Source organism: Streptomyces sp. NPDC093089 (assembly GCF_044754405.1).
Classification (GTDB): Bacteria; Actinomycetota; Actinomycetes; order Streptomycetales; family Streptomycetaceae; genus Streptomyces.
In genome coordinates this window covers 162,107-188,736 of sequence record NZ_JBIVPA010000010.1, presented here as the reverse complement: position 1 = coordinate 188,736, position 26,630 = coordinate 162,107, and the positions used below count along the sequence as shown (strand labels likewise).

The following is a 26,630-nucleotide window of genomic DNA, read 5'->3' as shown; positions in this document are numbered from 1 at the left end:
TGCTCAGTCTCCTTGTGAGGTGGTGCCGTCCTGCCCGAGGCCGAGCAGCCGGTCGTGCTCGCTCGCCCCTTGCAGGCGTACGGTCTCGTCGAGGTCGGCGCGGCCCTCGCCGGTGAAGCGGAACCAGCCGTGCCGCGCTTCGAGGTCGCAGCCGCGCAGCTTCTTCGCGTCGTAGGCGGCGAGGCCGTACCAGATCTCGCGCACGTCGTGGGCCAGTGCCCAGCGGATCGTCTCGTGGTAGGTGAGGGCGAAGTAGACGCCCTTGGCCCGGTCGTCGTCGAAGCCCGCCGTCCGCCCGTACAGGGCCCGGCCGGCCCGCAGGTACAGGACGAAGCCGAGGGTCTCGCCGTCGCGTTCGGCGCTCAGGACGAGGCAGCTGTCGCCGACCGTCTCCCGGATGGCGTCGAAGTCCCGCTGGACGCGGGGCCGTCCGCCGGGCAGCCCGTACTTGGCGCGCAGGGCGACCTGGAGGTCGACGATCGAGGCGGAGAGGGCCTCCGGTCCCTCGCGGACGACGGTGCGGAAGCCGGCATCCGCGTACTCGCGCAGTTCCCGGTTGGCACGCTTGCGCTTGCGGCTGACCAGGCCCGCCAGGTACGCGTCCCAGTCCGGCGCGTCCAGCCGCAGGACGGACTCGGCGCCGAGCACGGCCGGGACGTGGCCGCGGGCCTCCGCCGCCGGGCCGAGAACGGCGGCCTGCTCGTCGGTGGCGTACAGCAGCGAGCTGCTGCGGCAGCCGAGCTCGGCCGCGGCCTCGTCCAGGAGGCGCGGCAGCTCGGCGAGGACCCGCGTCCGGCCGGCCGCGTCGCGTCCGGTGGCGTGCACGATGCCGTGGTGTGAGCCGAACATGCCCAGTGCCACGGAGGGGTACTGGGCGCGGCGGGCCTCGTCCAGGCTGCCGCCCAGCTCGTCCCAGCGCGCCCGCTCGGACGGGGCCAGCAGCTCCGGGGCGCCGAACGCATTCGGCTCGCCGGTCATCTTCGGAGTGTCGTAGAAGAGCAGCCCGCCGCCGTCGCGGGTGACGAGCAGAGGGGCGAGGGCCACCAGCTCACCGGCCTCGCGCACGGCGAGGTAGCGGACCTCGTGCAGGTCGGTGCGCTCGGTGAAGCGCCACCAGCGGTCGTCCTCCCAGATCACCGCGGGCGCGGCGAGGGCCGGGAACTCGGCGGCGGTGGGGCGCCGGTCGGGGTGCAGGACCTCTGCGGTCAGGTCGCTCACGGGGAGGCCTCCTCCGGCCCGGTGCCTGCGGGTTCCCGGCCGTATCCGGCTTCCGCGGCCGGGATGTCCGGCTCGGCGCCTGCCGGTTCCCAGCCGAACGCCGCTTCCGCCTCCGCGCCCGTCTTGTCGAGCAGCGCGAGCAGTTCCCCGGCGTCCTGCGCCTCGACCAGCCAGGTCGCGATGAAGTCGCCGGACTTGCGGCCCGCGTACCGGGCGCCGCTCCAGTCCTCGCCGAGCCGGGCGAGGACGGTGAACCCCCGTGTCCCGGCCGGTGCTTCGGCGGGCAACCGGACGATGCGACCGTCGCGCGGCGGCAGGCCGAAGTTGGCCACCAGCGGCGCGGCGGCGGCGTGCGCGCGTACGGCGTCCAGGTCCACCGGCAGCCCGCACTCGAGCCTGGCCCACAGGTGCCGCGGGTCGAGGCCGAGCAGGGCCTCCAGCATGGCCGGGATCGGGGTGCCGCCCACCCGGCCGGCGATCTCGCAGAGCACGATCCCGCCGGCGTCCGTCACGAAGAACTCGGCGTGCACGAAGAGCGCGGGGGCGGCGGGCAGCGCACCGACCAGCTTCCAGGTCTCCGCGACCAGCCGCTCGTACAGCGGGTCGTCGGCGGGCAGCGTCCAGCTGCCGTTGCCGGAGTCGGTCCAGTGCGACAGGCAGCCGCCGTCGGTGTAGACGGACGGCACGCACACCACCGGCTCCCCGCCGACGTGCAGCGCGTCCACATGACACATGCGGCCGGTGACGTACCCCTCGACCTCGTGGTCCCCGGTGGTCAACCGGTCGGCCAGCTCCGGGACCCGCGCCGGGTCGTGCAGCACCACGACGCCGGTGGAACCGGATCCGCCGCGCGGCTTGACCACGACCGGGCCGGGGTGGGCGGCCATGAACGCCTCGACGTCGGCCGCGGAGGCGACCGCCGCGAACGGCGGCACCGCCAATCCGCCCTCCGCCGCGAGCTCCTTCATCAGCACCTTGTCGCGGTACGCGCGGGCGCTGTCGGGGAGCTGGCCGGGCAGACCGAGTCCGGCGCGCAGCGCTGCGGCCCGCTCCACGTCCACCTCGGCCAGGGCCAGTACGCGCGTGACGGCGTGCCGGCCGGCCATCCGCCGGGCGGCGTCGAGGACGGCGTCGTCGTCGGTGTAGTCCGGGACCCGCTCGACCTCGGCGAAGCCGGGCCCGGGGTCCACTCCCTCCGCAGTGACGGCCAGCAGACGGCCCGACTCCTCGCGCAGCCACTCGGCGAACGGCAGCCCCGCGTTGCGCGGGCTGAGCAGGACGAGGATCACGCCGACACCTCCGGCCAGGCCACGCCCTGCTCCGCGGCGAGCGCCGCGAACGCCGAAGCGGTGTGCGGGTCCAGCGGAATGCCCAGCTCCGTGCGCTGGGCGGCGATCCGCCGCTGCGGGTCGCCGGGCACCTGGACGGGCTGCTCGGCGTCGGCGCCGGGCCGGGTGCCGCGGGTGGTGTGGAGCATGCCGGCGAGCCCCGTCGCGAAGTCCTGCCGGCCGACGAAGGCGGCCGGGTCCAGGCAGACGATCAGGTGGCCGATGCCGCGGCTGCGGCCGGGGGTGGACGCGCCGATGTGCTCCAGCTCCCAGTCGGCCGGCGAACCGGTCAGCACCGCGCCGAGCAGGGTGGCCACCATGGCCAGGCCCTGCCCCTTGTAGCCGCCCAGCGGCGAGAGCGCGTACGCCTGCTGAGGGTCGGTGGCCGGGCGGCCCTCGGCGTCGGTCGCCCAGCCGGGGTCCAGCGCCCGGCCCTGCTTGCGGCGCTCCTTGATCTCGCCGAAGCAGACCTGGCTCGTCGCCATGTCGAGGGCGAACTCGTCGTCCTCGACGGCGGCGGCGAAGCTCAGCGGGTTGGTGCCGTAGAGCGGTTCGGTCCCGGAGAAGGGGGCGACCCGCGAGGCGGCGGAGGTGGTGACGATGCCGACCAGGCCCTCCCGGGCCAGGTACCGGCTGTAGACGGAGGCTGCGCCGAAGTGGTTGGAGTTGCGGACGCCGACCGCGGCCACGCCGTGGCTGCGGGCCCGCTCGGCTGCGATCCGGGCGGCGGCCAGGCCGGCCACCACGCCCAGCGCCCCGTCGGCGTCGAGCATCACGGCCGCGCCGCTGTCCCGGACCGTACGGATCTCCGGGCGGGCGGTGGCGATCGCGTCGGCCAACTCGTCGAGGTACTGCGGCAGCAGCCGCAGGCCATGGGTGTCGATGCCACGCAGTGACGTCTCGGTCAGGGCCTGCGCCACCTCCCCGGCGTCCTCGGCGGACAGGCCGGCACGGGTCAGGGCCGTCTCGGCCAGCGCCACGGCTGTGGCGGCCGGGAGCAGGGGCGCGGCCGGGGCCGAGCTGCCGGCGGATTCCCCGGCGGTCGTCGGGTACTGCACGTCGTGCACGTGGGTCATGCGGGTCGGTTCGCCTTCCAGAGCATGAGGGAGGACGGGCTGTGGCCGTCCTGGAGGGTGCCGTCGCAGGGCCGGTCGCCGTCGAGATCGCTGCCGTCGTCATCTCCGGCGGTATCCGGCAGGACGTGGAAGCCGGTCGCGCGGCAGGCTTCCCGGGCGCCGTCGTGCCCGGTCCGGAGCCAGACGGTGTCCGCCCCGTCGGCGACCGCGCGCGTCACCGCTCCGCGGACGAGCGCCGCCATTTCCTCGGCGGTCGCCGGGTCGGCGGACGGCGCGGGCAGCACGTCGAGCTGCCGGACCGTGTCCCCCGGTGCCCGGTCGGGCAGTGGCCGACGCCGGATCCGTACCGAGGCCAGCGCCGTGCCGTCGCGGTGCACGGACAGCTCGCCGCCGTCCCAGCCGGCCTGGCCGGCCGCCGCGGGACGCACGGTGAAGGCCGGTCCCCGATACTCGGGCACGAAGCCCGTGCCGGGCGCCGAAGGCAGCGTGATGCGGCCCGCGTCGTCCAGCAGGATGCCGGTGCCGGTGTCCACCGCCAGCAGCGCGATGCTGTCGGCGTCGAGGTGATCGACGAACGGGCCCAGGTGGGCCGTCGCGGAGACGCCCGCGCTGGACTCCGGCATACAGCCGAGCATGGTGCCGAGGCCGGCGGCCCGTGCCGCGCGCAACATCCGCAGGGCCGGCGTGATCCCGCCGGCCTTCATGAGCTTGAGGTTCACGCCGTGGAACGCCTCGGCGCAGGCGTCGAGATCGTGCGGCCCGGTGATGCTCTCGTCGGCGTAGACCGGGATCGGGGAGATCTCCTTGAGCGCCTTGGCCGCCGCCCACGACTCGCGGGGGAAGGGCTGCTCAAGCAGCGTCACGCCGAGCTCGGCCATCGCGCCGAGCGCGGCGGCCGTCGCGGCGGGCTCCCAGCCGCAGTTCCCGTCGACGAAGAACGGCGCGTCGGTGTGTTCGCGCAGCGCCTTCAGGATGTGCAGGTCACCGGGGGCGGCCAGCTTGACCTTGTACGCGGGCCAGCCCGGTCGATCAAGGAGCTTGCGCACCATCACATCGGGCTCGTCGAGACCGATGCTGTAGCTGGAGTGCAGCTCCCCGGGCTTGTCGGCGCCCAGCCGCCGCCACAGCGGTACGCCGGCCAGCCGGGCCGCCAGGTCGTGCGCGGCCACGTCCAGAGCGGCCAGCGCGAACGGCGAGTCCGCCAGCAGCGGGGCCAGCACCGACCAGGCGCCCTCGGGGTCGTCGGCCGCCAGCTCCCGAAGGACGCCGACGACAGAGCGCAGCGAGGCGTGCAGCGCGTCGAGCGAGGAGTTGTAGCGGTCGGTCATGAAGGCCGAGGCCTCGCCGAAGCCGGAACGGCCACCTGCCGTCAACTCGACGAGCACGCCCGGCTGTACCGGGATCGCCTCGCGGGCGCTGCGCCAGACGTCGTGGTCCGTGAGGCGGATCTCGTGGATGTGGAGCCTCACCACTGCTCCCCCGCGTACGCCGGCAGGGTCGTGCCGAAGGAGACCGGCTTGAGCTCGTCGTACCACTGCGCGTGCTCGTCGTACGCCGCGAAGAACGGCCGCCCGACCCAGTCGGGCCGACGGGCCTGGAGGAAGCTGAGGACGAACGCCTTCTCGCCCGCCACCTCCGTGGTGCCGTGCAGCATGACCTTGCCGGGCGCGGCCGACATCACCGGGCCGCGGGCGGTCCGGGCCAGGCCGGAGACGCCGCGGACGGCCTCGCGGTAGATGTCGAGGGCGCGGGTGAGGGGCAGGCCGAAGTAGCCGCTCGCCCCGGTGTCGCGCTCCACGAACATGTAGTAGGGGATGACGCCCAGTTCGACCTGGAGCTGCCACATCCGCGACCAGGCGGCCGGGTCGTCGTTGACGTGCCTGACCAGCGGGGCCTGCGCCCGCACCTCGGCGCCGGTGGCACGGATCCGGGCGATCGCCTCGCGCACCCCGTCCGTCTCCAGCTCACGCGGGTGCGAGAAGTGCGCCATGAGGGCCACGTGCCGGCCCTGTGCGACGCACTGTTCGAGCAGCCGCAGCAGGTCGTCCGCGTCCGGGCCGGTGGTGAACCGCTGCGGCCAGTACGACAACGCCTTGGTGCCGAACCGCAGGGTGCGCACCGACGGGGTCTGCGCCAGCAGCGGCTCGACCCAGCGGCGCACCACATCCGTCCGCATGATCATCGGGTCGCCGCCGGTGAAGAGCACGTCGGTGACCTCGGGGTGGTGGGACAGGTAGCCCGTGAGGTCCACCGGGTCACGCAGCGCCTGGCGCAGCTCCTCCTGGCTGACGAACTGCGCCCAGCGGAAGCAGTAGCCGCAGTACGAGTGGCAGGTCTGCCCCTGGGAGGGGAAGACCAGCACCGTCTCGGCGTACTTGTGCTGGAGACCGTTGAGCCGGCGCCCGTCGAGGGTGGGAACGTTGGACTCGAGCTGGCCGCCCGGGTGCGGGTTGAGGTCCCGCTGGGCCGCTGCGGCGGCCTCGCGCAGCTCGGCGCGCGGCGCGCCGGTGTCCAGCAGCGCCGCCATCCGGTCGAAGACCGGCGCGGGCAGCATGTCGCGGTGCGGGAAGGTGAGCCGGAAGATCGGGTCGTCCGGCACCGCCGACCAGTCGATCAGCTCGTCGGCCACGTACTCGTTGACCTTGAAGGGCAGGACGCTGGAGACCACGCGCAGGTCGCGGACGTACTCGTCCGGCATGCCGCGGTCCCGCGCGAGCTGCGCCAGGCGCTCGTTCGCGTAGTGCTTCACCAGGCTTCTCGATTCCCGCTCAGCGCGCGACGTGGGACTTGGACCAGTCGAACTCGACGAGGTCCTGGACGCCCATGCGATCGATCAGGGTGTGCAGGCCGGTGTAGTCGCGGACGAGGCGGCTGCGGCTCCGTTCCGCCTGGCAGTCGTGAAGCATCTCGTGGCCGCCCTCGACACCGACGAGGTCCATGATCCGATGCCACGTCGTGTAGTCGGTGGCCACGAAGGCTTCCAGGCCCTCGAAGAGCATGTCGCGGAAGAAGCGCTGCTTCTTCTCGTCGAGGCGGTCGTGGACGACCTCGGCCAGCACGGCGGAGATCGAGGCGTGGCAGTACTCGTCCCGGTTGTGCAGCTTGGCCGTGCTGCTGTTGATCGGCTGGATGTCCGGGTCGTCGGCGAGCAGGTCCAGGTAGGCGTTGATGGAGATCTCGGAGACCGTCGCGAAGGCGAGGGTGGTCAGCGAGGCCTCCCAGCGCTCGCTCGCGCTCTCGCGCAGCCGCAGGTGCTCACGCGCCGTGTGGGAGATCGGCAGCTCGTGATCGGGCATCGCCCAGCCGCGCTTGCGCCGGGTGACGGCGCTGGCGTTGAGGTGCATCAGTGTGTGGTACTGCTCGTCGACCATGGCCTGGGCCAGCGAGATGTTGAGCGCCTCGTCCTGGAGCTCGGGGTACTCGCCCTCCATGACCAGGGCGAAGGCCGGGTTGGCCACCTTCTGCTCGGCCATGATGGTGTGCCGGTTGTAGGCGATCCAGGCCCAGCTGAGCAGCTGGGTCTTCTTCTCCGGGGCCAGCGCCTGGAACGTGGGGTGGTCGCGGAAGGGCAGGATCCGCTCGGGGTAGTCCGGCCGGTCGAGCTCGAAGAGCTCATCGAGGTTGGGCTCGTCGCGCTTGACGGTGGCGCGGCGCTGCCAGTTGCCGACCAGGCGGCGGATGACGGCGCTCTCGATCTGGTCGTCGGGGTTGTGGCGGGGCACGCCCTCGGGCAGTCCCCTGAGCTCCTCCGGCAGCCCGGTGGGGAACTCTTCGTCCTGAACCGGTTCGTTCCGGTCGTCAGCCATGGTTCTGGGCCTCACGTGGTGTCAATGTGGGTGGACTGGCGACAGCGCTGCTGTGGCGGCGCGGACCGCAGGGCCTGAACGGCTCGTTGCGGGTGCGACGGCGCGCGGTCGGCCGGCGGCTGGCGCGGGTCAGCGCTGGGCGGTCGGCGGCGGTACGGGTCAGCGCTGGGCGGCGATCCAGTAGCGGGTGAGGTGGCGCCGCTTGTCCGTGTAGGCGGAACGGGCATGCACCATGCGCTGGTTGTCCCAGACCAGGACGTGGTTCTCGGGGATGAGCACCGAGATGCGGTTCTCCCGGAAGAAGGCCTCGGCCTGCTCCGCGAGGTGGATGCCGAAGTTGCCGAGCGGCAGCTGACCGGGGTCGACGGAGGCGTCGACCGGCGGGTCGTACTGGCCGGTGGTCAGCAGGTTGTAGCTGAAGCGCAGGACCTCCTGGCCGCCGTCGGTGACCTCGACGACCGGGCGGCGTACGCCTCCGGTGCCGACGCCTCCGGTGTTGTGGCCGATCCAGTCGATGGTCTGCTCGTAGAGCGCGGCCCGGTCGCGCTCGGCCAGCGAGGCGACGAACTGCCGCATGTCGGCAAGTTCGGTGTGGCCGCTGCCGCAGGTGGCCTGAACCCGGCAGTGCAGGGCCAGGTAGGTGGGCGGCGGGTTCCAGCCCGGCGCCTCGGTGTGCACCAGGATCGTGTTGACGCTCTTGGAGTATCGACGCTCCTCGAATCCGGGGGCGGCCTTCACCTGGTAGCGCAGCGAGCCGTCGTACTGCGGGACCAGATCGCCGAAGACGCCGACCGCGGCGGCTGCCTCCTCGTCCGTGGTGATCCCCTCGAGCAGCGTGTACCCCTGCTCGGCAAGTTCCCGAGTGTGAACATCAAGTGCCGTAGACATGCAGGATTCCCCCATCCTCAGTTGGTCTCGCGGCCGGGTGGCGTGCCGGCGATCCAGTCGAGATCGAGCCCCCCCGGCGGGCTCCGGGTGATCTTCCGGGAGGGGCGGGCGGGGGTGCAACGTCCCGCGTTGTGAGATGAATCACGGAACCAAAAGGCTTCCAACCTGTTGCGGCACCAGACGTTTTCCCAGGTGAACCAAGTCTGAATGGGGGTGATTCGCATCCGGTCGAGTGGTCGGTCGCTGCATGGGGCGTCTGGTTGGCATGCGGCGTATGACCACTATCGGTATCCGTCCCGCCGCGCGGGACGACCTCTCGGCCATCGTTGCCATGCTCGCGGACGACGCACTGGGTGCCACCCGCGAGTCACCGGACGATCTGGCTCCCTGCCGGTCGGCATATGAGCGACTGCAAAGCGATCCGAACCGGCTGCTGGTTGTCGCCGATCGCGACGGCGAGGTCGTCGGCACCCTCCAGCTCACGATTGTTCCGGGACTGTCCCGCAGGGGCTCGACCCGGTCGATCATCGAGGGCGTACGGATTCACAGGTCCGAGCGCGGCCACGGCCTCGGCGCCCAGCTCATCGAGTGGGCCGTCGACGAGTCCCGCCGCCAGGGCTGCCAACTGGTGCAGCTCACCTCGGACTCGGCCCGCATCGACGCCCACCGCTTCTACGAGCGCTTGGGTTTCACGGGCTCGCACGTGGGCTTCAAGCTGCAGCTCTGACAGATCCGTTCGCCATGCCGCCCGAGGTGGCCGAACGGTGATGGTGCCCTTGGACCGGGGCGCCGGCTCGGCGGGGGATGACGCCCCGGTTGCGCCGGCAGGGTGGGAAACGATCTCCGTCGGACTGGGGAGCGATCTCCCTTCGCTTCCGTGATGCCTGGTCAACGGTACTCGTGAACACCCCACAGACACTGAGGATCCCGTCCGATCGCAAGATCGGGCGGGATCTTCTTCGTTTCCGGGGTCGTGCGCCCTCTGGGCCGGGTGGAGGCCGGGCGGGACCTCGTGGCGGCTGGGGGAGGGTGGCCGGCCGGCGGGCGGTCGGGGCCTCGTGGTGACCACTTCCGGCGATTACCTGTAGATCTCGCGAACCGGATAATGATGGCCGTATCCGCCTGTTGTCCGGATTTAATTGCGCATTGTCGCAGCTCAAGTCTCTCTCAATTAGGTTGTGATCATGCTGGCGGGTCATGATTCTTTCGATGTTCGTCGAGAACCGAATGTGAGAGGTGTACGTGTCTGTTGCAAGCCGGCCTGCCGCAAGACCTGCGGCAGGATCCCGCAGAAGACGACTGATATCCATTGCGCTGACGGGCGCGCTGTCCGCTTCCGCTCTTGTCGCCCTTCCCGGCCTCGCTCCGACGGCCTCGGCCGTTTTCGTATCCCCGGTCGATACGGGAGAGCAGAGCGAGGAGGACTACGCGCTCGAAGAGGCGGCGACCACGGGGCAGCCCTACGAGCTGGAATCCGCCCGCACCGAGACCACCGACACGTGGGCCCAGCCCGACGGGACGTGGACGGTGAACCGGCACGCGGCCGCCGTCCGCCTGCTTCGTGACGGGGAGTGGATTCCGACCGACCCGACGCTGGTCCTCTCCGCGAACGGCGTGCGGCCGAAGGCGTCGCTGGTGGACGTGACGTTCTCCGGCGGCGGCACCGCCCCCCTGCTCTCCGGAGTGAAGGACGGGCGCACGCTCACGCTGAACTGGCCCACGGCGCTGCCGCAGCCCACGCTGGCCGAGAACGTGGCCACGTACGCCGAGATCCTGCCCGGCGTCGACCTCCAGCTGAAGGCGGAGGTCGAGGGCTTCTCCCAGCTCCTGGTCGTCAAGACGCCCGAAGCCGCGCAGAACCCGCAGCTGGACAGCCTGAAGTTCAAGTTCGAGACGGTCGGCCTGGACGTCTCGGTCGACGGTGAGACCGGCAGCCTGACCGCCGTGGACCCCTCGGGCCACGCGGTCTTCTCCAGCCCGACGCCGCTGATGTGGGACTCCACGAAGATCAGCAGCGAGTCGGCGCCGGCCGGTGGTGCCCAGGCGTTCTCCGCCGACGCCGTGGGAGGGACGGCGGACGACGGGACGACGGCACCGGAGGACACCTTCGAGCCGCCGCCGGGTGCCACGGACGCGCCGATGGACACCACGGTCACCGGGGACACCCTGGAGATCAAGCCGGACCAGACCATGCTGGCCGCTCCCGAGACCCAGTACCCGGTCTACATCGACCCGCAGTGGGCGTGGGGCGAGCGGCAGAACTGGACGCGCGTCTACAAGCACTACCCGAACTACTCGTTCTGGAACTCCACCGACCCGATCCGGGTCGGCTACGAGGCCCAGTCGGGTGGCTCGGACCGCATCTCGCGCTCGTTCATCCAGATGGACACGAGCGACGTCATGGGCACCGAGGTCAAGTCGGCCACCTTCCGCGTCAAGAACACCTGGTCCTGGTCCTGTGAATCCCGCCCCGTGGAGGTCTGGCACACCACGGGCATCACGTCGAAGACGACCTGGAACAGGCAGCCGACCAAGCTCTCCCTGCTCAGGACGGTGAACGACTCCAAGGGCTGGGACTCGAAGATCCCGGGCTGCGCGGCGGGGAACCTCGAGTTCGACATCACCTCCAAGGTCAAGGCGCGGGCCAAGGAGGGGACGAAGAACCAGGGCCTGCCGAACATCACCCTGGGTCTGTACGCCCAGAACGAAGGGGACACCTTCGGCTGGAAGAAGTTCGACCCGAAGACGGCCACCCTCGAGATCGGGTACAACACCCTGCCGAAGCCGCCGAGCGGCCTGGGGACGTACCCCAAGACCGACTGCAAGACCGGTGGTGTCATCGGCAACACCCGCGTCAGCCTGTACGCCACGCACTCCGACCGTGACGGCGGCAACCTGACGGCGCGCTTCAACCTGTACAAGGCGGGTGTCGCCGACCCGGTCAGGACGATGGACCTGCCCGCCCTGAAGGACAAGGTCACGACCTGGGCGGTGCCCGACGTGGACCTGCCGACGGGCAACTACACCTGGAACGTCGTCACGAAGGACAAGGAGCAGGCCTGGGGCCCGACCTCGGTGACGTGCAAGTTCAGCGTCGACCGCACGCGTCCCAGCAGCCCGCCGACCATCACCTCGACGGTCTTCCCCAACGGCGAGACCAAGTGGCCCACCAACACCGGCAAGGCGCGGACGCCCGGCGCGTTCACGTTCGGCCCGAACACCGTCCCCGACGTGGCCCAGTACTACTACTGGACGGACACCGACCCCGACGTCACGCCCGTCAGCGCGAGCGCGCCGACGGTGACCATCACCCCGCCGAGCTACGGTCCGCACTTCGTGTACGCGTACAGCGTGGACAAGGCGGGCAACCGCTCGGACACGGCCACGTACATCTACTACGCGGCCACGACGAAGACGCGGGACGTCCCCTTCGACCTGAACGGTGACGCGGTCCGCGACATCTGGGCCGCGGACGGCAACGGCACCCTGCTGACCTACGCGGGCCAGGGGTCGGGCGAGTTCAGCAACGCCACCAACGGCGGCGGGTCGTTCGCCGGCAAGCAGATCACCACCTTCGGCGACTGGGGCGAGGACGGCTACAACGACCTGGTGTCGCTGGAGTACGACGAGGTCGACAAGCGCAAGAAGATCTACACGTACAAGAACAACGGCCTCGGCAAGATCGATCCGAACTCGAGGCTCGAGCTGAGCGTCACCTGCCGGGTCAAGAACCCGGACGAGGGCTGCGAAGGCGAGGAGAGCTGGACCGGCGACGACCACTGGGCCACCGCCGACCAGATCGCCGCCCCCGGAGACATCAACGACGACGGCCAGCCCGACCTCCTGGTCAAGGAGGGCAAGCTGCTCTGGGCCTACTTCGGCAACCGTGCCGGCAACGACCTGGACTTCGGCCGCACGCGGGCGCCCGTCCTGGTCGGCGGTACGAACTGGGACAAGTACACGATCATCACCCCGGGTGACATCAGCTGGGACGGACTCCCGGACCTCTGGCTCCGCGACGACGTGACCGGTGACATCCTGCTCGCCTGGGCCGAGTACGCGCCCGACGGCGGCCTGGACGCCGCGACCTGGGGCCTCCCGGAGAACCTGATGAAGATCGGCAGCGGCGTCACCAAGGCCGCCTACCCGATCGTGGGCTCCTCCGGCGACATCACGAGCGACCCGGCCGACAACCTCCGCGCGGAGCTCTGGGCCCGTCAGGCCTCGGACAACGCCCTGGTGGCCTGGAAGGGCCAGTCGACCAGCGCGACCAGCAACATCATGTTCGGGGCCAAGTTCACGATCGACGGCATGACGGGCGGCGCCTACATCCCGTCCGGCACCGTCATCGAGTCCGGCCAGTCCTACACCTCCAACGCAGCCAAGCTCACCATGCGGGCCGACGGCAACCTCGTCGTGACCTCCAACGCGGGCAACGTGCTGTGGAGCTCGGGCACGGCCGGCAACAACGGCGCCACGGCCGTCCTGCAGACCGACGGCAAGCTGGTGATCAAGAACGCGACCGGGGTCGTGCTGAAGCCGTTCGGCGTGACCGCCCCCAACGGCTACGCGATGCTGCAGGACCGCGGCAACCTGGTCATCTACGACGCCGCGGGCCGGTCGACGTGGGCGGCGAACACCGTCGTCCGGCACGACTACGACGGTGACGGCCGCAGCGACATGGCGGCCTGGTACGCGATCCCCGGCGGTACCTCCGCGCTGCACACCTTCAAGTCCAACTCGGACGGCACCTTCGCCGCGCCGATCAAGTCCTACGAGTCCGCGGTCGGCAGCTGGAACGTCAACCGGATGCAGTTCGCCACCGGCGACTACAACGGTGACGGCAAGGGCGACATGGCCGCCTTGTACGACTACGACAACGGCGTGGTCAAGCTCTTCACCGCGCTCGGCAAGACGGGCGGCGGCTTCAGCGCCCCCTTCGCGTCCTACACGTCGCAGAAGGGCGGCTGGTACTCCGCGTCCATGACCCTCCAGTCGGGCGACTTCAACGGTGACGGCCGCGACGACATCATGGCCTGGTACAACTACGGCGCCGGCAACGACACCCTCTTCACCTTCACCGCCAACGTGAAGGGCGGCTTCAACTCGCCCTTCCCCTCCGCGCAGATAGCGGCAGGGCACTGGGACGTCAACGACAGCAAGTTCGCCACCGGCGACTTCAACGGTGACGGCCGGGACGACCTCGCCGCCCTCTACGGGTACCCGAACGGCGACCTGAAGATGCACACCTTCCTGGCCCTGTCCGACGGTGGCTTCAGCCAGAACAGCCTGGTGTCCTGGGGCGGCACCGCCACCAGCTGGGGCAGCTGGGCCCGCACCGGCCTGCACGCGGGCGACTTCAACGGCGACGGCCTCGACGACGTCTCCTTCTGGTACGACTACGCCGACGGCAAGGACTCCCTGTTCAAGCTCCCCGCCTCCACGGCGCGGGACGGGAAGTTCGCCAGCTCCAGCATCCGGGGCCTCGACATCCCGGCCGGCAACTGGTACTACCAGGGCGCCCAGTACGTGCCGGGCGACTACAACGGTGACGGCCGCGACGACATCGGCAGCTTCTACGGCTACTCCACCGGTGCGGTCAAGGCGTTCACCCACCTCTCGAACGCCACCGGCTTCGACTACCACAAGGCCGGCTGGACCACGGAGACCGGCTGGACCTGGGCGAACAGCACCTTCCTGCGCCCCTACAACTACTAGGAGCACGCCCACCACCAGGAAATGACGACGATGCCCGGGAATTCTTCCCGGGCATCGTCCCTTTTTATGTGTTCGACGTTCCGCCGGCGTCCGGACGTCGGATCGCGATTTCTTGTTCTGAATTTCTCGGTTCCAGCTCGGATCCCGGATTTGCGGTGGCGGGCGTGAGTGGCGTTCGGTGAAATTCACGCACCCGCGAGAGGTGGGGAGTGGGGAATTCACCGCACCTGTGCTTCCGCCACCGTTCTGGCGGTCGCGGTCACGACGGGAGTTCTGCCGTCGGGCACTCCGCCGTTCGTCGTTCCCGGGGTGTCTCAGGTCAGCGGCTTCGCGTAGCAGCGGCTGTTGGGGTAGTCGCGGTAGTGGCCGAACTTGGGGGCGGGGGCGTAGCCGCTGGAGAGGTAGAGGGCGATGGCCTCGGGTTGGGCGGTGCCGGTTTCGAGGACCATGCGGGTGCGGCCGGCGGAGCGGGCGTCGGATTCGAGGGCGGCGAGGATGCGGCGGGCGAGGCCGAGGCCGCGGGCTTCGGGGACGACGTACATGCGCTTGAGTTCGGCGTCGCCGTCGGAGTAGCCCTCGGGGTTGGCGTCCTGGGCGCGCCAGCCGCCGGTGGCGACGGGGGTGCCGTCCTCGTCGTAGGCGAGGAGGTAGAGGCCGTGGGGCGGGGTGAACATCGTCGCGTCCAGAGGTGTGGCATCGCCCTCGTCGCCGTAGCGGACGGCGTACTCGGCCTGGACGGCGTCCTCGAGCTTGACGGCGTCCGGGTGGTCATAGGGCGTGGGCTGGATGTTCATGCGGAATATCGTACATGTATGCACTGGGTGGGTGTCGGTATTCTCCCGGGATGCTCACTGTCACGTCCGTGAATGTCAATGGTCTCCGTGCCGCCGCCAAGAAGGGCTTCGTCGAGTGGCTGGCCGGCACCTCGGCCGACGCCGTCTGCCTGCAGGAGGTGCGCGCCGAGGAGGCGCAGCTGCCCGCCGAGGTGCGGGCGCCCGAGGGGTGGTTCACCGTGCACGCGCCCGCCGCCGCCAAGGGGCGCGCCGGGGTGTCCCTCTACACGCGGCGCGAGCCCGACCGGGTGCGCGTCGGCTTCGGGTCGAGCGAGTTCGACGGCAGCGGCCGGTACGTCGAGGCGGACCTGCCCGGCGTGACCGTCGCCAGCCTCTACCTGCCCTCCGGTGAGGTCGGCACCGAGCGCCAGGACGAGAAGTACCGGTTCATGGGCGAGTTCCTGCCCTACCTGAAGGAGCTCAGGGAGCGGGCCGCGGCCGAGGGGCGCGAGGTCGTCGTCTGCGGCGACTGGAACATCGCCCACCGCGAGGCCGACCTCAAGAACTGGAAGTCCAACAAGAAGAACGCCGGCTTCCTGCCCGAGGAGCGCGAGTGGCTGGGCCAGGTCCTGGAGGAGGCCGAGGGCGGTTACGTCGACGTCGTCCGGGCCCTCCACCCCGACCGGGAGGGCCCCTACTCCTGGTGGTCCTACCGCGGCCGCGCCTTCGACAACGACAGCGGCTGGCGCATCGACTACCAGATCGCCACCCCCGGCCTCGCCGCCAAGGCCGTCAAGGCGTACGTCGAGCGCGCCGCGACCCACGAGGAGCGCTGGAGCGACCACGCACCCGTGACCGCCGTCTACGACCTGTAGTCCTGCGGCGCCGCGGGCCCCTGGCGCGTGCCGGGCGTCAGGGGGTCTCGCGGAGGTGGCGGTCGAGGGCCATGGAGAGTTCGGCCTCGACGACGCTCTTGGCGAGGGGGCGGAGGCGCTGGACGTCGCTCTCGCCGGCGTGGGCGCGGAGGAGTTCGGTGAAGAGCTGGGCGAGGGCGTCGGCGTGCTCGCGGACGCGGGCGCCGGCCTTGAGGACCTCGGCGAGGGGGACGCCCTCGTGGACGAGGGCGGCGGAGACGTCGAGGAGGCGGCGGCTGATGTGGATGATGGCCTCGCCGTCGGTGACGAGGTAGCCGAGGTCGAGGGCGGCGGCCAGGTTCTCGGCGGTGACCTCGCCGGCGAAGTGGTCGGCGAGCTCCTCCGGGGTGAGGCGGACGGGCTCCTCCTCGCTGGGGGCGCCGAGGGCGAGGACCTCGCGGACGTTGCGGCCGCTCTCGAAGGCGGTGGTGAGGTCGGCGATGCCGTTGAGGGTGTGGCCGCGTTCCAGGAGGGCGGCGATGGTGCGGAGCCGGGCGAGGTGCTGGTCGTCGTACCAGGCGATGCGGCCCTCGCGGCGGGGCGGCGGGATCAGGCCGCGTTCGCGGTAGAAGCGCAGGGTGCGCACGGTGATGTCGGCGGCGCTCGCGAGTTCCGCCATGCGGTACTCGCGCACGCCGGGGTCCGTGCCCGTGCCGTCGGCCGCGTCGCCGTCCGCGTGCTCGCCCGTGTCGGGTGCTGATCCTTCTGCCACGTTCGCCAGCCTATGTTGTACCGCCGGTAACTTTCCCTCGCCGTACCCCTACCGCTCGGTATGGCGCTGCTCTACAGTCCCGATTGTGCCAGTGATTGCTGGCGTAATGGGCCGGGCGCGCGGGAGGCGGCATGGCGAAGCACGAGCACGTACGGGTGGCGGTGATCGGATCGGGGTTCGGCGGCCTTGGCGCCGCCGTCCGGCTGCGCCGCGAGGGAATCACCGACTTCGTGGTCCTGGAGCGGGCCGACTCCGTCGGCGGCACGTGGCGCGACAACAGCTACCCCGGCTGCGCCTGCGACGTACCGTCCCACCTCTACTCCTTCTCCTTCGCGCCCAACCCCGACTGGCCCAGGACCTTCTCCGGCCAGCGGCACATCCGGGCCTACCTGGAGCACGTCACCGACACCTTCGGCGTCCGCCCCCACCTGCGCCTCGGCCACGAGGTCCTGCGCATGGAGTGGGACGCCGAGGCGCTGCGCTGGGAGATCGAGACGAGCCGCGGCACCTTCAGCGCCGAGGTCGTCGTCTCCGCCACCGGCCCGCTCTCCGACCCCAAGGTCCCCGACGTCCCGGGGCTCGCCGACTTCCCCGGCAAGGTCTTCCACTCGGCCCGCTGGGACCACGACTACGACCTCACCGGCAAGCGCGTCGCCATGATCGGCACCGGCGCCTCCGCCATCCAGATCGTGCCCGCGATCCAGCCGAAGGTCGGCAGGCTGACCCTCTTCCAGCGCACGCCCCCGTGGGTCATGCGCCGCATGGACCGCGCCATCACCGGACCCGAGCGCTGGCTCCACCGCGCCCTGCCCGTCACCGGCACCCTCCGCCGCGGCCTGCTCTGGGGCATCCGCGAACTCCAGGTCGGCGCCTTCACCAAGCACCCGGGCGAGCTCGGGATCGTCGAGAAGCTCGCCAAGGCCAACATCGCCAAGGCCGTCAAGGACCCGGTCCTGCGGGCCAAGCTGACGCCCTCGTACCGCATCGGCTGCAAGCGGATCCTGCTCTCCAACACGTACTACCCGGCCGTCGCGCAGCCCAACGTCGACGTCGTCGCCTCCGGCCTGCGCGAGGTCCGCGGCTCGACCCTCGTCGGCGCGGACGGCACCGAGACCGAGGTCGACGCGATCGTCTTCGGCACCGGCTTCCACGTCACCGACATGCCGATCGCCGACCGGGTCGTCGGCGCCGACGGGCGGACCCTCGCCGAGGCGTGGAAGGGCGGCATGGAGGCGCTGCGCGGCGCCACCGCCGCCGGCTTCCCCAACTTCATGACGGTCATCGGCCCCAACACGGGCCTCGGGAACTCCTCGATGATCCTCATGATCGAGTCCCAGCTGAACTACATGGCCGACTACCTGCGCCAGCTGAACGTGCTCGGCGGCCGCGCCGCGCTCGCCGTCCGGCCCTCCGCCGTCGGCGCCTGGAACCGCAAGGTCCAGGCCCGGATGGAGCGGACCGTCTGGAAGGCCGGCGGCTGCGAGAGCTGGTACCTCGACGCCAACGGGCGCAACACCACCCTGTGGCCGGGCACCACGGGCGAGTTCCGGCGCGAGACCCGGCAGGTCGACCTCTCCGAGTACGAGGTCATCCGCGCCCCCAGGACCGCACCCGCCGCCAAGACCCGCACCCCGCGCAAGAAGGAGGCCGCCCAGTGAACCGCCCGACCCCGCTGCCCGACTCCCGCACCCTCACCGCCGTCTCCGCGGACGGCGCCCGCATCCACGTCGAGGTGTACGGCCCCGCCGACGCGCCCGCCGTCGTCCTCGCCCACGGCTGGACCTGCTCGATCGCCTTCTGGGCCGAGCAGATACGGGCCCTCGCCGCCGACCACCGGGTCATCGCCTATGACCAGCGCGGCCACGGCAGGTCCCCCGCGCCGGGCGCGGGCGGCTACTCCACGACGGCGCTCGCCGACGACCTGGAGGCGGTGCTCGCGGCCACCCTCGGCCCCGGCGAGCGGGCCGTCCTCGCCGGCCACTCCATGGGCGGCATGACGATCATGGCGGCCGCGGAGCGCCCCGGTCTCCGGCAGCACGCCGCCGCGGTCCTGCTCTGCTCCACCGGGCCCTCCCGGCTCACCTCCGAGGCCACCGTCGTCCCGCTGGGGCCCGGCGGCCTCCGCAGCCGGCTGACCGCGGCCGTCCTCGGCGCGAAGGCGCCGCTCGGCCCGGTGAACGCCATGTCGAAGCGGATCCTGAAGTACGCCACGATGGGACCGGCGACGGCGCCGGAACGCGTCGAGGCGTGCGCCCGGATCGTGCACGCCTGCCCGCGCGGCGCCCGCCACGGCTGGTCGCAGGTCCTGGCCGGCCTCGACCTCGAACCCGGGCTGCGGGAGCTGCGGATGCCGGTGGCCGTGCTCGTCGGCACCGCCGACCGGCTCACCCCGCCCGTCCACTCCCGCGGCATGGCGGAGGCCCTGCCGCACTGCACGTCGCTCGTCGAACTGGCCGGCACGGGCCACATGACACCGGTGGAGGCCCCCGAGGCCGTCACCACGCAGATCCGCGAACTGACCCTCACGTACCTGGGCGTGAAGGAGACCGAGGAGGCAGGGGCATGAGCAGGGTGAGCCTGGAAGGACAGGTCGCGGTCGTCACCGGAGGCGCGCGAGGCGTCGGCGAGCTGCTCGCCCGCAAGCTCTCGGCGCGCGGCGCGAAGATCGCGCTCGTGGGGCTGGAGCCGGAGCAGCTGAAGGAGGTCGCCGGGCGGCTGCACACCGAGGCCGACTGGTGGCACGCCGACGTGACCGACCACGAGGCGATGGCGAAGGTCGCCGCCGAGGTGAAGGAGCGGTTCGGGAAGGTCGACATCGTCGTCGCCAACGCCGGTGTCGCGGCGGGCGGTCCGTTCGTCGAGTCCGACCCCGGCGCCTGGCGGCGGGTCATCGAGGTGAACCTCATCGGCGGCGCCGTCACCGGCCGGGCCTTCCTGCCCGTCCTCATGGAGTCCCGGGGGTACTTCCTCCAGATCGCCTCGCTCGCGGCCCTCACCCCGGCCCCGATGATGACGGCGTACTGCGCCTCCAAGTCCGGTGTCGAGGCGTTCGCGCACAGCCTGCGCGCCGAGGTCGCGTACAAGGGCGTGAAGGTCGGCGTCGGCTACCTGTCCTGGACCGACACGGACATGGTGCGGGGCGCCGACGAGGACGACGTCATGAAGGAGCTGCGGCAGCGGCTGCCGTGGCCGGCGAACCGCACGTACCCCCTCGGCCCGGCCGTCGACCGGATCGTGGCGGGCATCGAGCGGCGCTCGGCCCACGTGTACGCCCAGTGGTGGCTGCGCGGGATGCAGTCGGTCCGCGGCTACCTGCCCGGCATGATCGCGACCGTCGGACAGCGCGAGATGCGGCGTTTCGAGCCGCGGCTCGGCTCGGTGTCCAAGGGCCTGGTCGGCGCGGGCGGCGCGGCCGACGAGCAGGCCAGGGCGGAGGGCTCCACCCCGCGGTAGCGGTCCGTGACTGATCGAAATGCGCGGAATGTTTGCCCGTGCAAGGCTGGTCGAGGCCGAAGGGGCACACCGCCCCGGCCACCCCTCACCCGTCTAGGAGTGAACTTCCATGGGCATGCAGGACCAGTTCAAGGACAAGGCGCAGCAGGCCGGCAACCAGGCCAAGCAGGCGATGGGCAAGGCGAAGGACCAGGCGTCCCAGCGCGCCTCGCAGGGTCGCGACCGCTCCGACGAGGAGTCGCGCCGGGCCCAGCAGGAGGCGCAGGACCGCATGGACCAGGACTACGACGCCTGACGTCGGCCCGTCCTTGAGGGAAGGCGCACCCGGGAGACCGGGTGCGCCTTCGCATGTGCGTACCCGGGTCAGGCGATGGTGTTGTACGGGCCTCCGCCGAAGGTCAGGCCCGCGAGCTGCGCGCCGAGCAGCGGGGCCTGCCAGTTGCCCGTGCCCCGGTAGAGGTACTGGGACGTCGCGCCGAAGCCGACCAGGTCGGGGCGGCCGTCCCGGTTCGCGTCACCGACGCCGACCAGGTGCTGGTACGTGTTCCAGCCGCCGCCCACCTTGGTGCGGGCGGCGAAGGTGCCGTCGCCCTTGCCGAGGTACTGCCAGAGGACACCGGTGGTGTCCCGGGCGTACAGGTCGCCGGCGGTCCCGCCCGCGACGTTCCCGACGGCGGTCAGCTGGTTGTAGACGCCCCAGCCGGTGCCGATCTTCTTCCGGTCGCCGAACGGCTTGGTGGCCGAACCCGTGCCCGGGTACAGGTACAGGCCGCCGGTCTTGTCGACGGCGACCAGGTCGGCCCGCCCGTCGCCGGTCAGGTCGCTGCCGCCGGCGATCTGGGTGTACGTCTGCCAGCCCGTGCCGATCTGCGTGCGGCCGCCGAAGCCGCCGCGCCCGTTGCCCTGGTACAGCCACAGCGCGCCGGACGGCTCCCGCGCGATCAGGTCGCCGACGTTCGAGCCCGCGAGGTCGCCGGTGGCCTCGATCCGGTCGTAGATCTGCCACCCCGTGCCGATCAGCTGGTGCGGGTCGGCCTGGAGCTGGGTGTCGTACGAGGTGTCGGCGCGCCACAGGCGGCCCGCGCCGTCCCGGAGGAGGAGGTCGGGGGCGCCGTTGTCGTCGAAGTCGTGCGGCTTGGGGGTGCGGGTCGCGGTGAAGGAGCCGGAGGCGGTGGCGGCCGGGCCGATGCCGTTGAGCGGACGGGCGGTCAGCTGCCAGGTGTAGTCGCCGTTGTACTCGCCCCGCCAGTCGAAGGTCGTGCTCGGCTGGGTCGGGTAGTCGTAGACCGTGTGGGTCTGGCCGGTCCGTGTGTGCCGCATGGTGAGCGTGACCTCGGTCCTGCTCTGCGACAGGTTCCAGGTGAAGAACGCCGTCCCGGCGTTCTTGTCGAGGTCGACCGTGGCGGGGATGTCGTTGCCCGTGATCTCCAGCCGGGTGGGCTCGCCCGTGATCGCCTCCAGGGTGACGACCGGAGTGTCGTTCTCCGTCGCGGTGATCTTGTACATGCCCTCGCCCTGGTCGACGCTGCCGCCGCGCACGTGGAGGCTGCCGTCACCGGCGGTGGCGGACGAGGTCAGGTGGTCGAGCAGCTTCACCGACTTCGTCTCGGCGTCCGGGTTGTACGCGGTGAGGGCGTACTGCGGGCCCGGACCGTAGGAGAAACCACCGGCCTCGCCGTACACGACCCAACCGCCGACCAGGCTCACCTTGAGGTCGTTCGACGGCGCGTCGGCGACCGGGATCTCCTCGACGGCGTCCGTGGCGCGGTTCAGGCGGAAGATCGAGGGTGTGGAGGTGCCGACGCCCGTGGTCCAGGCGACGTGCGTCGCGGAGACGGCCTTGATCTCGGCACCCGCCGGGTGTTCGTGGATCTCCTTGACCTCGTCGGTGGCGAGGTTCAGCAGACCCCACTTCCTCACGCCGTCCACGGTGAACCGGATCAGGGCGTCGTCGGCGGTGCCGGGCGAGACCGTGATCAAGGTGGCGCCGGTGGGCAGGCCGGCGACGGGGACGGTGCCGCCCGCCTTGCTGTGCTTGCGCAGATCGGGGCCCACGGTGGTGAACAGGGCGTCCGCGGCCGAGCCGACGAAGACGGTCGGGGTGGCGGCCAGCGGGTCCCAACCGATCTGGTAGCTCGACATGGTCGTCAGGTCCCGGACGGTGACCATGTTCGTGCCCTTGAGGATCAGGTAGTCGTTGGTCCGGGTCGACCGCAGGTAGGTCGGGCCGGTGTAGCCCTGCCCGCTGTCCTGCCCGTACCAGGCGAAGCGCTTGATGTTGCTGCCGACGGTCTGAGTGAGGAAGCCCTTCACGCCGGCGTCGAGCAGCGTGGAGTTCTTGGGGTAGGCGAAGGGGGTCGCGGTGGTCGCCGCCGCGTCGGCAGTCTGCGCGGCGGGGGGCGCGGGGGCGGCGGTCGCCGGGACGGTCAGCGCGCCCGCGCCGAGGGTGGCGGCGAGGACGGTGGTGACGGCGGCGGCGAGGCGCCGCCGGGTCGAGCGAGCGTGAGGCACGTTCGGTTTCCTCCCAGAGCACTGGCGCACCGTGCGCCACACCGGTTCTGACTCACCAGGTGACGAAAAGTTGTGCGAGTGAGTGACTGATTTTCGAGATCGTCCGTGACGGCTGTGGCCCCGGCACCGGTCGTGACCGCCTCGTGGCGTGGTCGCGCCGGGAATCGTGGCGCGTAACTCCCGCGCGTCGGGCGCCGGATCTTCGTACCGTGAGCGCCATGGCCGTACTTGAGCGACTCCGACCCGACCACGCGCCCGCCCTGCTCGCCTTCGAGCGGGAGAACCGGGGGTACTTCGCCGCGTCCGTGCCCGACCGGGGGGACGCGTACTTCGCCGAGTTCGAGGACCGGCACCGGGCGCTGCTCGACGAGCAGGAGACCGGCACGATCCACTTCCACGTCCTCGTGGGGGAGGGCGGGGCGATCCTCGGGCGTTTCAACCTGGTCGACGTCGCCGACGGAGGTGCCGAACTGGGCTACCGGGTGGCCGAGCAGGCCGCCGGGCGCGGTCTCGCGACGGCCGGGGTGCGGGAGGTGTGCCGGCTGGCGCGCGAGGAGTACGGGCTCAGCCGGCTGACCGCCGTCACGACCCTCGACAACGCGGGGTCGAGGGCCGTGCTCGGGCGGGTCGGCTTCGGCGCGGTGGGCAGCGTGACGCTCGCCGGACAGGCCGGTGCCGCCTACGAGCTGGACCTCCTGTCGGTCTAGGCCTCCGGCCTCGGGGGCAGTTTCGGGCGGGAGCGGTCGGGGAGGCCCTCGTAGCCCGGGGGGCTGGCGGCGGGGGTCTCGGCGAGCAGGGAGAGGGCGACGTGGACGGCGTCGTCGAGCTGGGCGTGCCGGCCCTCGGCCCAGTCGAGGGGCGTGCGGAGGACGGCCAGGTCGGGTTCGACGCCGTGGTTCTCCAGGGACCAGCCGTACTCGGGGAACCAGGCCGCGTTCATCGGGACGGTGATCTGGGTGCCGTCGCCGAGGCGGTGGCGGCCGGTCATGCCGACCACCCCGCCCCAGGTGCGCTGGCCGACGACGGGGCCGAGACCGAGGAGCTTGAACGCGGCGGTGATCATGTCGCCGTCGGACGAGGTGGCCTCGTCGGCGAGGGCGACGACGGGGCCGCGCGGGGCGTTGGAGGCGTACGACACGGGCTGGGCGTTCCGGGTGAGGTCCCAGCCGAGGATCTTGCGGGTCAGCTTCTCGACGACGAGCTCGCTGATGTTGCCGCCCGCGTTGCCGCGCACGTCGACGATGAGCGCGGGCCGGGAGACCTCCATGCGCAGGTCGCGGTTGAACTGCGCCCAGCCGGAGCCGCCCATGTCGGGGATGTGGAGGTAGCCGCAGCGGCCGCCGCTGACCTCCCTGACCACGGCCCGGCGCTTGGCGACCCAGTCCTGGTAGCGGAGCGGGCGCTCGTCGACGAGCGGGACGACGGCGACGCGGCGGGCCCGGCCCTCGCCCTCGGCGGGGGTGAAGGTGAGTTCGACGGTGGTGCCGCCGGTGCCGGAGAGCAGCGGGTACGGTCCGGTGACCGGGTCCACGGGGCGGCCGTCGACATGGGTGAGGACGGCGCCCTCGCGGATGCCGGTGCCGGCCAGCGGGGAACGGGCCTTGGAGTCGGAGGACTCGCCGGGCAGGATCCGCTTCACCGTCCAGCCGGCCTCGCGGGGAACGAGGTTGGCCCCGAGGAGGCCCATGGGCCGCTGGTAGTGCGGGGGTCCCTCGTTGCGGCGGGCGGGGGTGACGTACGCGTGCGAGGTGCCCAGTTCGCCCATGACCTCGCGCAGGAGGTCGGCGAACTCGTCGGGGGAGGAGACCCGTTCGACGAGCGGCCGGTACTGGTCGAGGACGCCCGCCCAGTCGACGCCGCCCATACCGGGCTCCCAGAAGTAGGCGCGGACGATCCGCCCGGCCTCGTCGAAGGCCTGCCGCCACTCGGCGCCGGGGTCGACCTCGTGGAGGATGCGCCGCAGGTCCAGGTAGACGGTGGAGTCGCCGTCGCCGGACTCGGTGGCCGGGACGGCCCGCAGTTCGCCCTCGTCGGCGACGACGAGCCGGGTCCCGTCGCCGCTGACCGCGAACCAGTCGAGGTCCTTGGCGAGTTCGGACTTGCGGGCCTTGGTGATGGTGAAGTGCTCCAGGGTGGGGCGGCCCGAGGTGTCGGCGGGGTTGGCGAAGGTCTCGCCGAGGGCGCCGGAGATGGGCCAGCGCAGCCAGACCAGGCCGCCGCCGCTGACCGGGTGCAGGGCCGAGTACTTGGACGCGGCGACCGGGAACGGGGTGACGCGGTCGGGCAGTCCCTCGATCTCGACGGTGACCGTGCCGTCCCCGGTGTCCGTCTCGTCGTCGGCGGGGTCCAGGCCGCCGGCCGCCGGCCGCCCGTCGGGCAGCAGCGCGAACGGGGAGGGCGTGGCGGAGGAGAGCGGCACCAGGTAGGGGCGGCAGCCGAGCGGGAACGACAGGTCGCCGGTGTGCACGTCGTACACCGGGTCGAAGCCGCGCCAGGACAGGAAGGCGAGGTAGCGGCCGTCGCGGGTGAAGACGGGGTTCTCGTCCTCGAAGCGCCCGTTGGTGACGTCGACGACGGTCCGGGCGCCGGGCCCGGAGATGCGGGCCATCTTGATGGAGCGCAGGGAGCGGCCGATGCCGGGGTGGGACCAGGTGAGCCAGTCGCCGTCGGGGGAGAAGGCCAGGTCGCGGACGGGCCCGTTGACGGACCTGATGAGTTCGGTGACTTCCCCGTTGGAGTCCTCGGTGGCGTCGAGGAGGAGGAGCCGGCCGTCGTGGGAGGCGATGGCGAGCCGTTCGCCGTCCGGGTCGGCGATGAGCTCCTCGACCCGGCCGAGGTCGCCGGAGGCGAGCCGGCGCGGCGGCCGGTCGCCGCTGGCGCGCGGCAGGTAGGCGACCTCGACGGCGTCCTCGCCCTCGGCGTCGGTGACGTACGCGACCTGCCCGCCGCTGCCCAGCATCTCGGGGAGCCGGACGCGGACGCCCGGCTCGTCGATGATCGTGCGGGCCGGGCCGTCGCGGTGTGTCAGCCAGTACAGGCTGCCGCGTACGGAGACGGCGCTGGCGCGGCCGGTCTCGTCGACGGAGACCGCGTCGACGTGGTGGGCGGCCGGCACCTGGTAGGCGCGGCGGCCGACGCGCTGCCCGCCGAGCCGGACCTCCAGCCTGCGGGGCCGCGAGTCGGCGGTGAGGTCGTCGACGATCCACAGCTCGCCCGCGCACTGGTAGACGACCCGGCGCCCGTCGCCGGAGGCGTGCCGTGCGTAGAAGGCGTCGTGGTCGGTGTGGCGGCGCAGGTCGGTGCCGTCGGGCAGGCAGGAGTAGAGGTTGCCGACGCCCTCGTGGTCGGAGAGGAAGGCGATGCGGCCGCCGACGACCATGGGGGAGTCGAGGTGGCCGCCGATGTCGGGCAGCAGGCGTTCGCCGTGCAGCCAGAGGCGTCCGGTGGCGCCGCCCAGGTAGCGCTTCCAGGCGGCCGGTTCGTGCGGCGGCTTCCCGGTGAGGAGGAGGGTGCGGCGCTCCCCGCCGTTGCCGGCGGCGTCCGGGTGGCCGCAGACGGCGGGGTCGTCGGTGACGGCGATGTCGGAGACCGGGCCCCAGGGCATGCGGAGGCCGGGGGAGCCGTCGGTGGGGACGGTGTAGGCCCAGGAGTAGTACGAGAACGGCTGCCCGTGCGAGGAGACGGCGAGGATGTCGGACCGGCCGTCCTTGTCGGGTGGCGTCCAGCCGCAGACCCGGGTGTCCGTGGACCCCCAGTAGCCGAGCCGCCGCGCGGGTCCGCCGTCGACGGGGACGAGGTGGATCTCGGGGTCGAGGCTGCGCCAGTTCGTGTACGCGATGTGGCGGCCGTCCGGCGAGAAGCGCGGATGCCCGACCCGGGTGCGGTCGACGGTCAGGCGCCAGGCCCGGCCGGGGCGGTCGTCGCCCGCGACGAGCGGGGCGATCCAGAGGTCGTCCTCGGCGGCGAAGCACAGCAGGTCGTCGTGGAGGTGCGGAAAACGGAGATACGCGACGTCGTCACTCACCTCCTCATGCTTTCCGCGCTGAGGGGGTCAGGCAACTCGTACGTGTATGCGGGCGTCTTCACCGGTGGTGTGCTCGTGCGCGGAGCGCGGTCGGGGCGGGGGTGCTCGGGTGGGACTCGTGGGTGGCCGGAGGGCGGCTCGGATGTGGTCCAGGACACGTACGAAACGGTTTCGTTTCGCTGACGGGGTGGGTATCTTCGTACTGTACG

At 71.7% G+C, this 26,630-nt stretch carries 19 protein-coding genes; 8 read left to right on the top strand and 11 right to left on the bottom strand.

The window, feature by feature from the left end; all coding sequences use genetic code 11:
* Window positions 1-3 precede the first annotated feature (3 nt).
* The 7 genes from ACIQFX_RS24230 to ACIQFX_RS24200 form a co-directional block, all read right to left on the bottom strand.
* Entirely contained in the window at window positions 4-1,218 is a 1,215-nt protein-coding gene (locus tag ACIQFX_RS24230) for a GNAT family N-acetyltransferase (RefSeq protein WP_402466944.1), read from the bottom strand.
* Window positions 1,215-2,507: an acetyl-CoA carboxylase biotin carboxylase subunit family protein gene (locus tag ACIQFX_RS24225; RefSeq protein ID WP_402466941.1), complete on the bottom strand. Its 1,293-nt coding sequence runs from the start codon at window positions 2,505-2,507 to the stop codon at window positions 1,215-1,217. Before ACIQFX_RS24225 ends, ACIQFX_RS24230 begins: the two co-directional genes overlap by 4 nt.
* Window positions 2,504-3,622, bottom strand: coding sequence for an Ldh family oxidoreductase (locus ACIQFX_RS24220; RefSeq protein WP_402466938.1), 1,119 nt, complete (start codon window positions 3,620-3,622; stop codon window positions 2,504-2,506). Before ACIQFX_RS24220 ends, ACIQFX_RS24225 begins: the two co-directional genes overlap by 4 nt.
* The gene (locus tag ACIQFX_RS24215; RefSeq protein WP_402466936.1) at window positions 3,619-5,091 is read right to left on the bottom strand and encodes a dipeptide epimerase; all 1,473 of its coding nucleotides are present in this window, start codon (window positions 5,089-5,091) and stop codon (window positions 3,619-3,621) included. Before ACIQFX_RS24215 ends, ACIQFX_RS24220 begins: the two co-directional genes overlap by 4 nt.
* Window positions 5,088-6,371 (bottom strand): KamA family radical SAM protein, encoded by a 1,284-nt coding sequence (locus ACIQFX_RS24210; RefSeq protein ID WP_402466934.1) that lies wholly within the window; start codon window positions 6,369-6,371, stop codon window positions 5,088-5,090. The genes ACIQFX_RS24215 and ACIQFX_RS24210 overlap by 4 nt, the downstream gene beginning before the upstream one ends.
* Before the next feature lie 19 nt (window positions 6,372-6,390).
* The gene (locus tag ACIQFX_RS24205; RefSeq protein WP_402466932.1) at window positions 6,391-7,428 is read right to left on the bottom strand and encodes a diiron oxygenase; all 1,038 of its coding nucleotides are present in this window, start codon (window positions 7,426-7,428) and stop codon (window positions 6,391-6,393) included.
* A gap of 159 nt (window positions 7,429-7,587) precedes the next feature.
* Complete coding sequence (locus ACIQFX_RS24200; protein WP_402466929.1) at window positions 7,588-8,316, bottom strand: TauD/TfdA family dioxygenase; 729 nt, start codon at window positions 8,314-8,316, stop codon at window positions 7,588-7,590.
* Between the two features lie 274 nt (window positions 8,317-8,590).
* Between ACIQFX_RS24200 and ACIQFX_RS24195 the strand changes: the two genes are divergently transcribed.
* Both ACIQFX_RS24195 and ACIQFX_RS24190 read left to right on the top strand, forming a co-directional pair.
* Complete coding sequence (locus tag ACIQFX_RS24195) at window positions 8,591-9,043, top strand: GNAT family N-acetyltransferase (protein WP_402466926.1); 453 nt, start codon at window positions 8,591-8,593, stop codon at window positions 9,041-9,043.
* Between the two features lie 515 nt (window positions 9,044-9,558).
* Entirely contained in the window at window positions 9,559-14,034 is a 4,476-nt protein-coding gene (locus tag ACIQFX_RS24190; RefSeq protein ID WP_402466923.1) for an FG-GAP-like repeat-containing protein, read from the top strand.
* Window positions 14,035-14,348: 314 nt separating this feature from the next.
* Here ACIQFX_RS24190 and ACIQFX_RS24185 read toward each other — a convergent pair whose 3' ends face one another.
* On the bottom strand, window positions 14,349-14,828 hold the full coding sequence (locus tag ACIQFX_RS24185; RefSeq protein WP_402466921.1) for a GNAT family N-acetyltransferase: 480 nt from the start codon (window positions 14,826-14,828) through the stop codon (window positions 14,349-14,351).
* A 50-nt stretch (window positions 14,829-14,878) separates the two neighbouring features.
* Here ACIQFX_RS24185 and ACIQFX_RS24180 point away from each other — a divergent pair, with 50 nt between their 5' ends.
* The gene (locus tag ACIQFX_RS24180; RefSeq protein WP_402466918.1) at window positions 14,879-15,682 is read left to right on the top strand and encodes an exodeoxyribonuclease III; all 804 of its coding nucleotides are present in this window, start codon (window positions 14,879-14,881) and stop codon (window positions 15,680-15,682) included.
* A 37-nt stretch (window positions 15,683-15,719) separates the two neighbouring features.
* Here ACIQFX_RS24180 and ACIQFX_RS24175 read toward each other — a convergent pair whose 3' ends face one another.
* Window positions 15,720-16,340 carry a MerR family transcriptional regulator gene (locus ACIQFX_RS24175; RefSeq protein ID WP_402467407.1) on the bottom strand — a complete coding sequence of 207 codons (621 nt, stop codon included), beginning with the start codon at window positions 16,338-16,340 and terminating at the stop codon, window positions 15,720-15,722.
* Window positions 16,341-16,564: 224 nt separating this feature from the next.
* Here ACIQFX_RS24175 and ACIQFX_RS24170 point away from each other — a divergent pair, with 224 nt between their 5' ends.
* The 4 genes from ACIQFX_RS24170 to ACIQFX_RS24155 all read left to right on the top strand — a co-directional run bounded on the left by ACIQFX_RS24170 (window position 16,565) and on the right by ACIQFX_RS24155 (window position 20,181).
* Complete coding sequence (locus ACIQFX_RS24170) at window positions 16,565-18,091, top strand: flavin-containing monooxygenase (protein WP_402466915.1); 1,527 nt, start codon at window positions 16,565-16,567, stop codon at window positions 18,089-18,091.
* Window positions 18,088-18,999 carry an alpha/beta fold hydrolase gene (locus ACIQFX_RS24165; RefSeq protein WP_402466913.1) on the top strand — a complete coding sequence of 304 codons (912 nt, stop codon included), beginning with the start codon at window positions 18,088-18,090 and terminating at the stop codon, window positions 18,997-18,999. The genes ACIQFX_RS24170 and ACIQFX_RS24165 overlap by 4 nt, the downstream gene beginning before the upstream one ends.
* Complete coding sequence (locus ACIQFX_RS24160; RefSeq protein WP_376482554.1) at window positions 18,996-19,886, top strand: SDR family oxidoreductase; 891 nt, start codon at window positions 18,996-18,998, stop codon at window positions 19,884-19,886. Before ACIQFX_RS24165 ends, ACIQFX_RS24160 begins: the two co-directional genes overlap by 4 nt.
* A gap of 109 nt (window positions 19,887-19,995) precedes the next feature.
* Window positions 19,996-20,181, top strand: a complete 186-nt coding sequence (locus tag ACIQFX_RS24155; RefSeq protein WP_402466910.1) for a hypothetical protein — start codon at window positions 19,996-19,998, stop codon at window positions 20,179-20,181.
* Between the two features lie 68 nt (window positions 20,182-20,249).
* On the opposite strand, the gene ACIQFX_RS24150 is transcribed toward ACIQFX_RS24155, so the two are convergent.
* The gene (locus ACIQFX_RS24150; protein ID WP_402466907.1) at window positions 20,250-22,397 is read right to left on the bottom strand and encodes an FG-GAP-like repeat-containing protein; all 2,148 of its coding nucleotides are present in this window, start codon (window positions 22,395-22,397) and stop codon (window positions 20,250-20,252) included.
* A 218-nt stretch (window positions 22,398-22,615) separates the two neighbouring features.
* On the opposite strand from ACIQFX_RS24150, the gene ACIQFX_RS24145 reads away from it, so the two are divergent.
* Window positions 22,616-23,104 carry a GNAT family N-acetyltransferase gene (locus tag ACIQFX_RS24145; protein ID WP_033202126.1) on the top strand — a complete coding sequence of 163 codons (489 nt, stop codon included), beginning with the start codon at window positions 22,616-22,618 and terminating at the stop codon, window positions 23,102-23,104.
* On the opposite strand, the gene ACIQFX_RS24140 is transcribed toward ACIQFX_RS24145, so the two are convergent.
* Window positions 23,101-26,421 carry a S41 family peptidase gene (locus ACIQFX_RS24140; RefSeq protein ID WP_402466904.1) on the bottom strand — a complete coding sequence of 1,107 codons (3,321 nt, stop codon included), beginning with the start codon at window positions 26,419-26,421 and terminating at the stop codon, window positions 23,101-23,103. The genes ACIQFX_RS24145 and ACIQFX_RS24140 overlap by 4 nt on opposite strands.
* Window positions 26,422-26,630 lie beyond the last annotated feature (209 nt).

Coding starts and splice junctions, on each gene's coding strand:
- ACIQFX_RS24145 (WP_033202126.1), top strand. CDS start 22,616: ATGGCCGTACTTGAGCGACTCCGACCCGACCACGCGCCCGCCCTGCTC.
- ACIQFX_RS24200 (WP_402466929.1), bottom strand. CDS start 8,316: ATGTCTACGGCACTTGATGTTCACACTCGGGAACTTGCCGAGCAGGGG.
- ACIQFX_RS24185 (WP_402466921.1), bottom strand. CDS start 14,828: ATGAACATCCAGCCCACGCCCTATGACCACCCGGACGCCGTCAAGCTC.
- ACIQFX_RS24155 (WP_402466910.1), top strand. CDS start 19,996: ATGGGCATGCAGGACCAGTTCAAGGACAAGGCGCAGCAGGCCGGCAAC.
- ACIQFX_RS24220 (WP_402466938.1), bottom strand. CDS start 3,622: ATGACCCACGTGCACGACGTGCAGTACCCGACGACCGCCGGGGAATCC.
- ACIQFX_RS24205 (WP_402466932.1), bottom strand. CDS start 7,428: ATGGCTGACGACCGGAACGAACCGGTTCAGGACGAAGAGTTCCCCACC.
- ACIQFX_RS24180 (WP_402466918.1), top strand. CDS start 14,879: ATGCTCACTGTCACGTCCGTGAATGTCAATGGTCTCCGTGCCGCCGCC.
- ACIQFX_RS24160 (WP_376482554.1), top strand. CDS start 18,996: ATGAGCAGGGTGAGCCTGGAAGGACAGGTCGCGGTCGTCACCGGAGGC.
- ACIQFX_RS24175 (WP_402467407.1), bottom strand. CDS start 16,340: ATGGCGGAACTCGCGAGCGCCGCCGACATCACCGTGCGCACCCTGCGC.
- ACIQFX_RS24170 (WP_402466915.1), top strand. CDS start 16,565: ATGGCGAAGCACGAGCACGTACGGGTGGCGGTGATCGGATCGGGGTTC.
- ACIQFX_RS24195 (WP_402466926.1), top strand. CDS start 8,591: ATGACCACTATCGGTATCCGTCCCGCCGCGCGGGACGACCTCTCGGCC.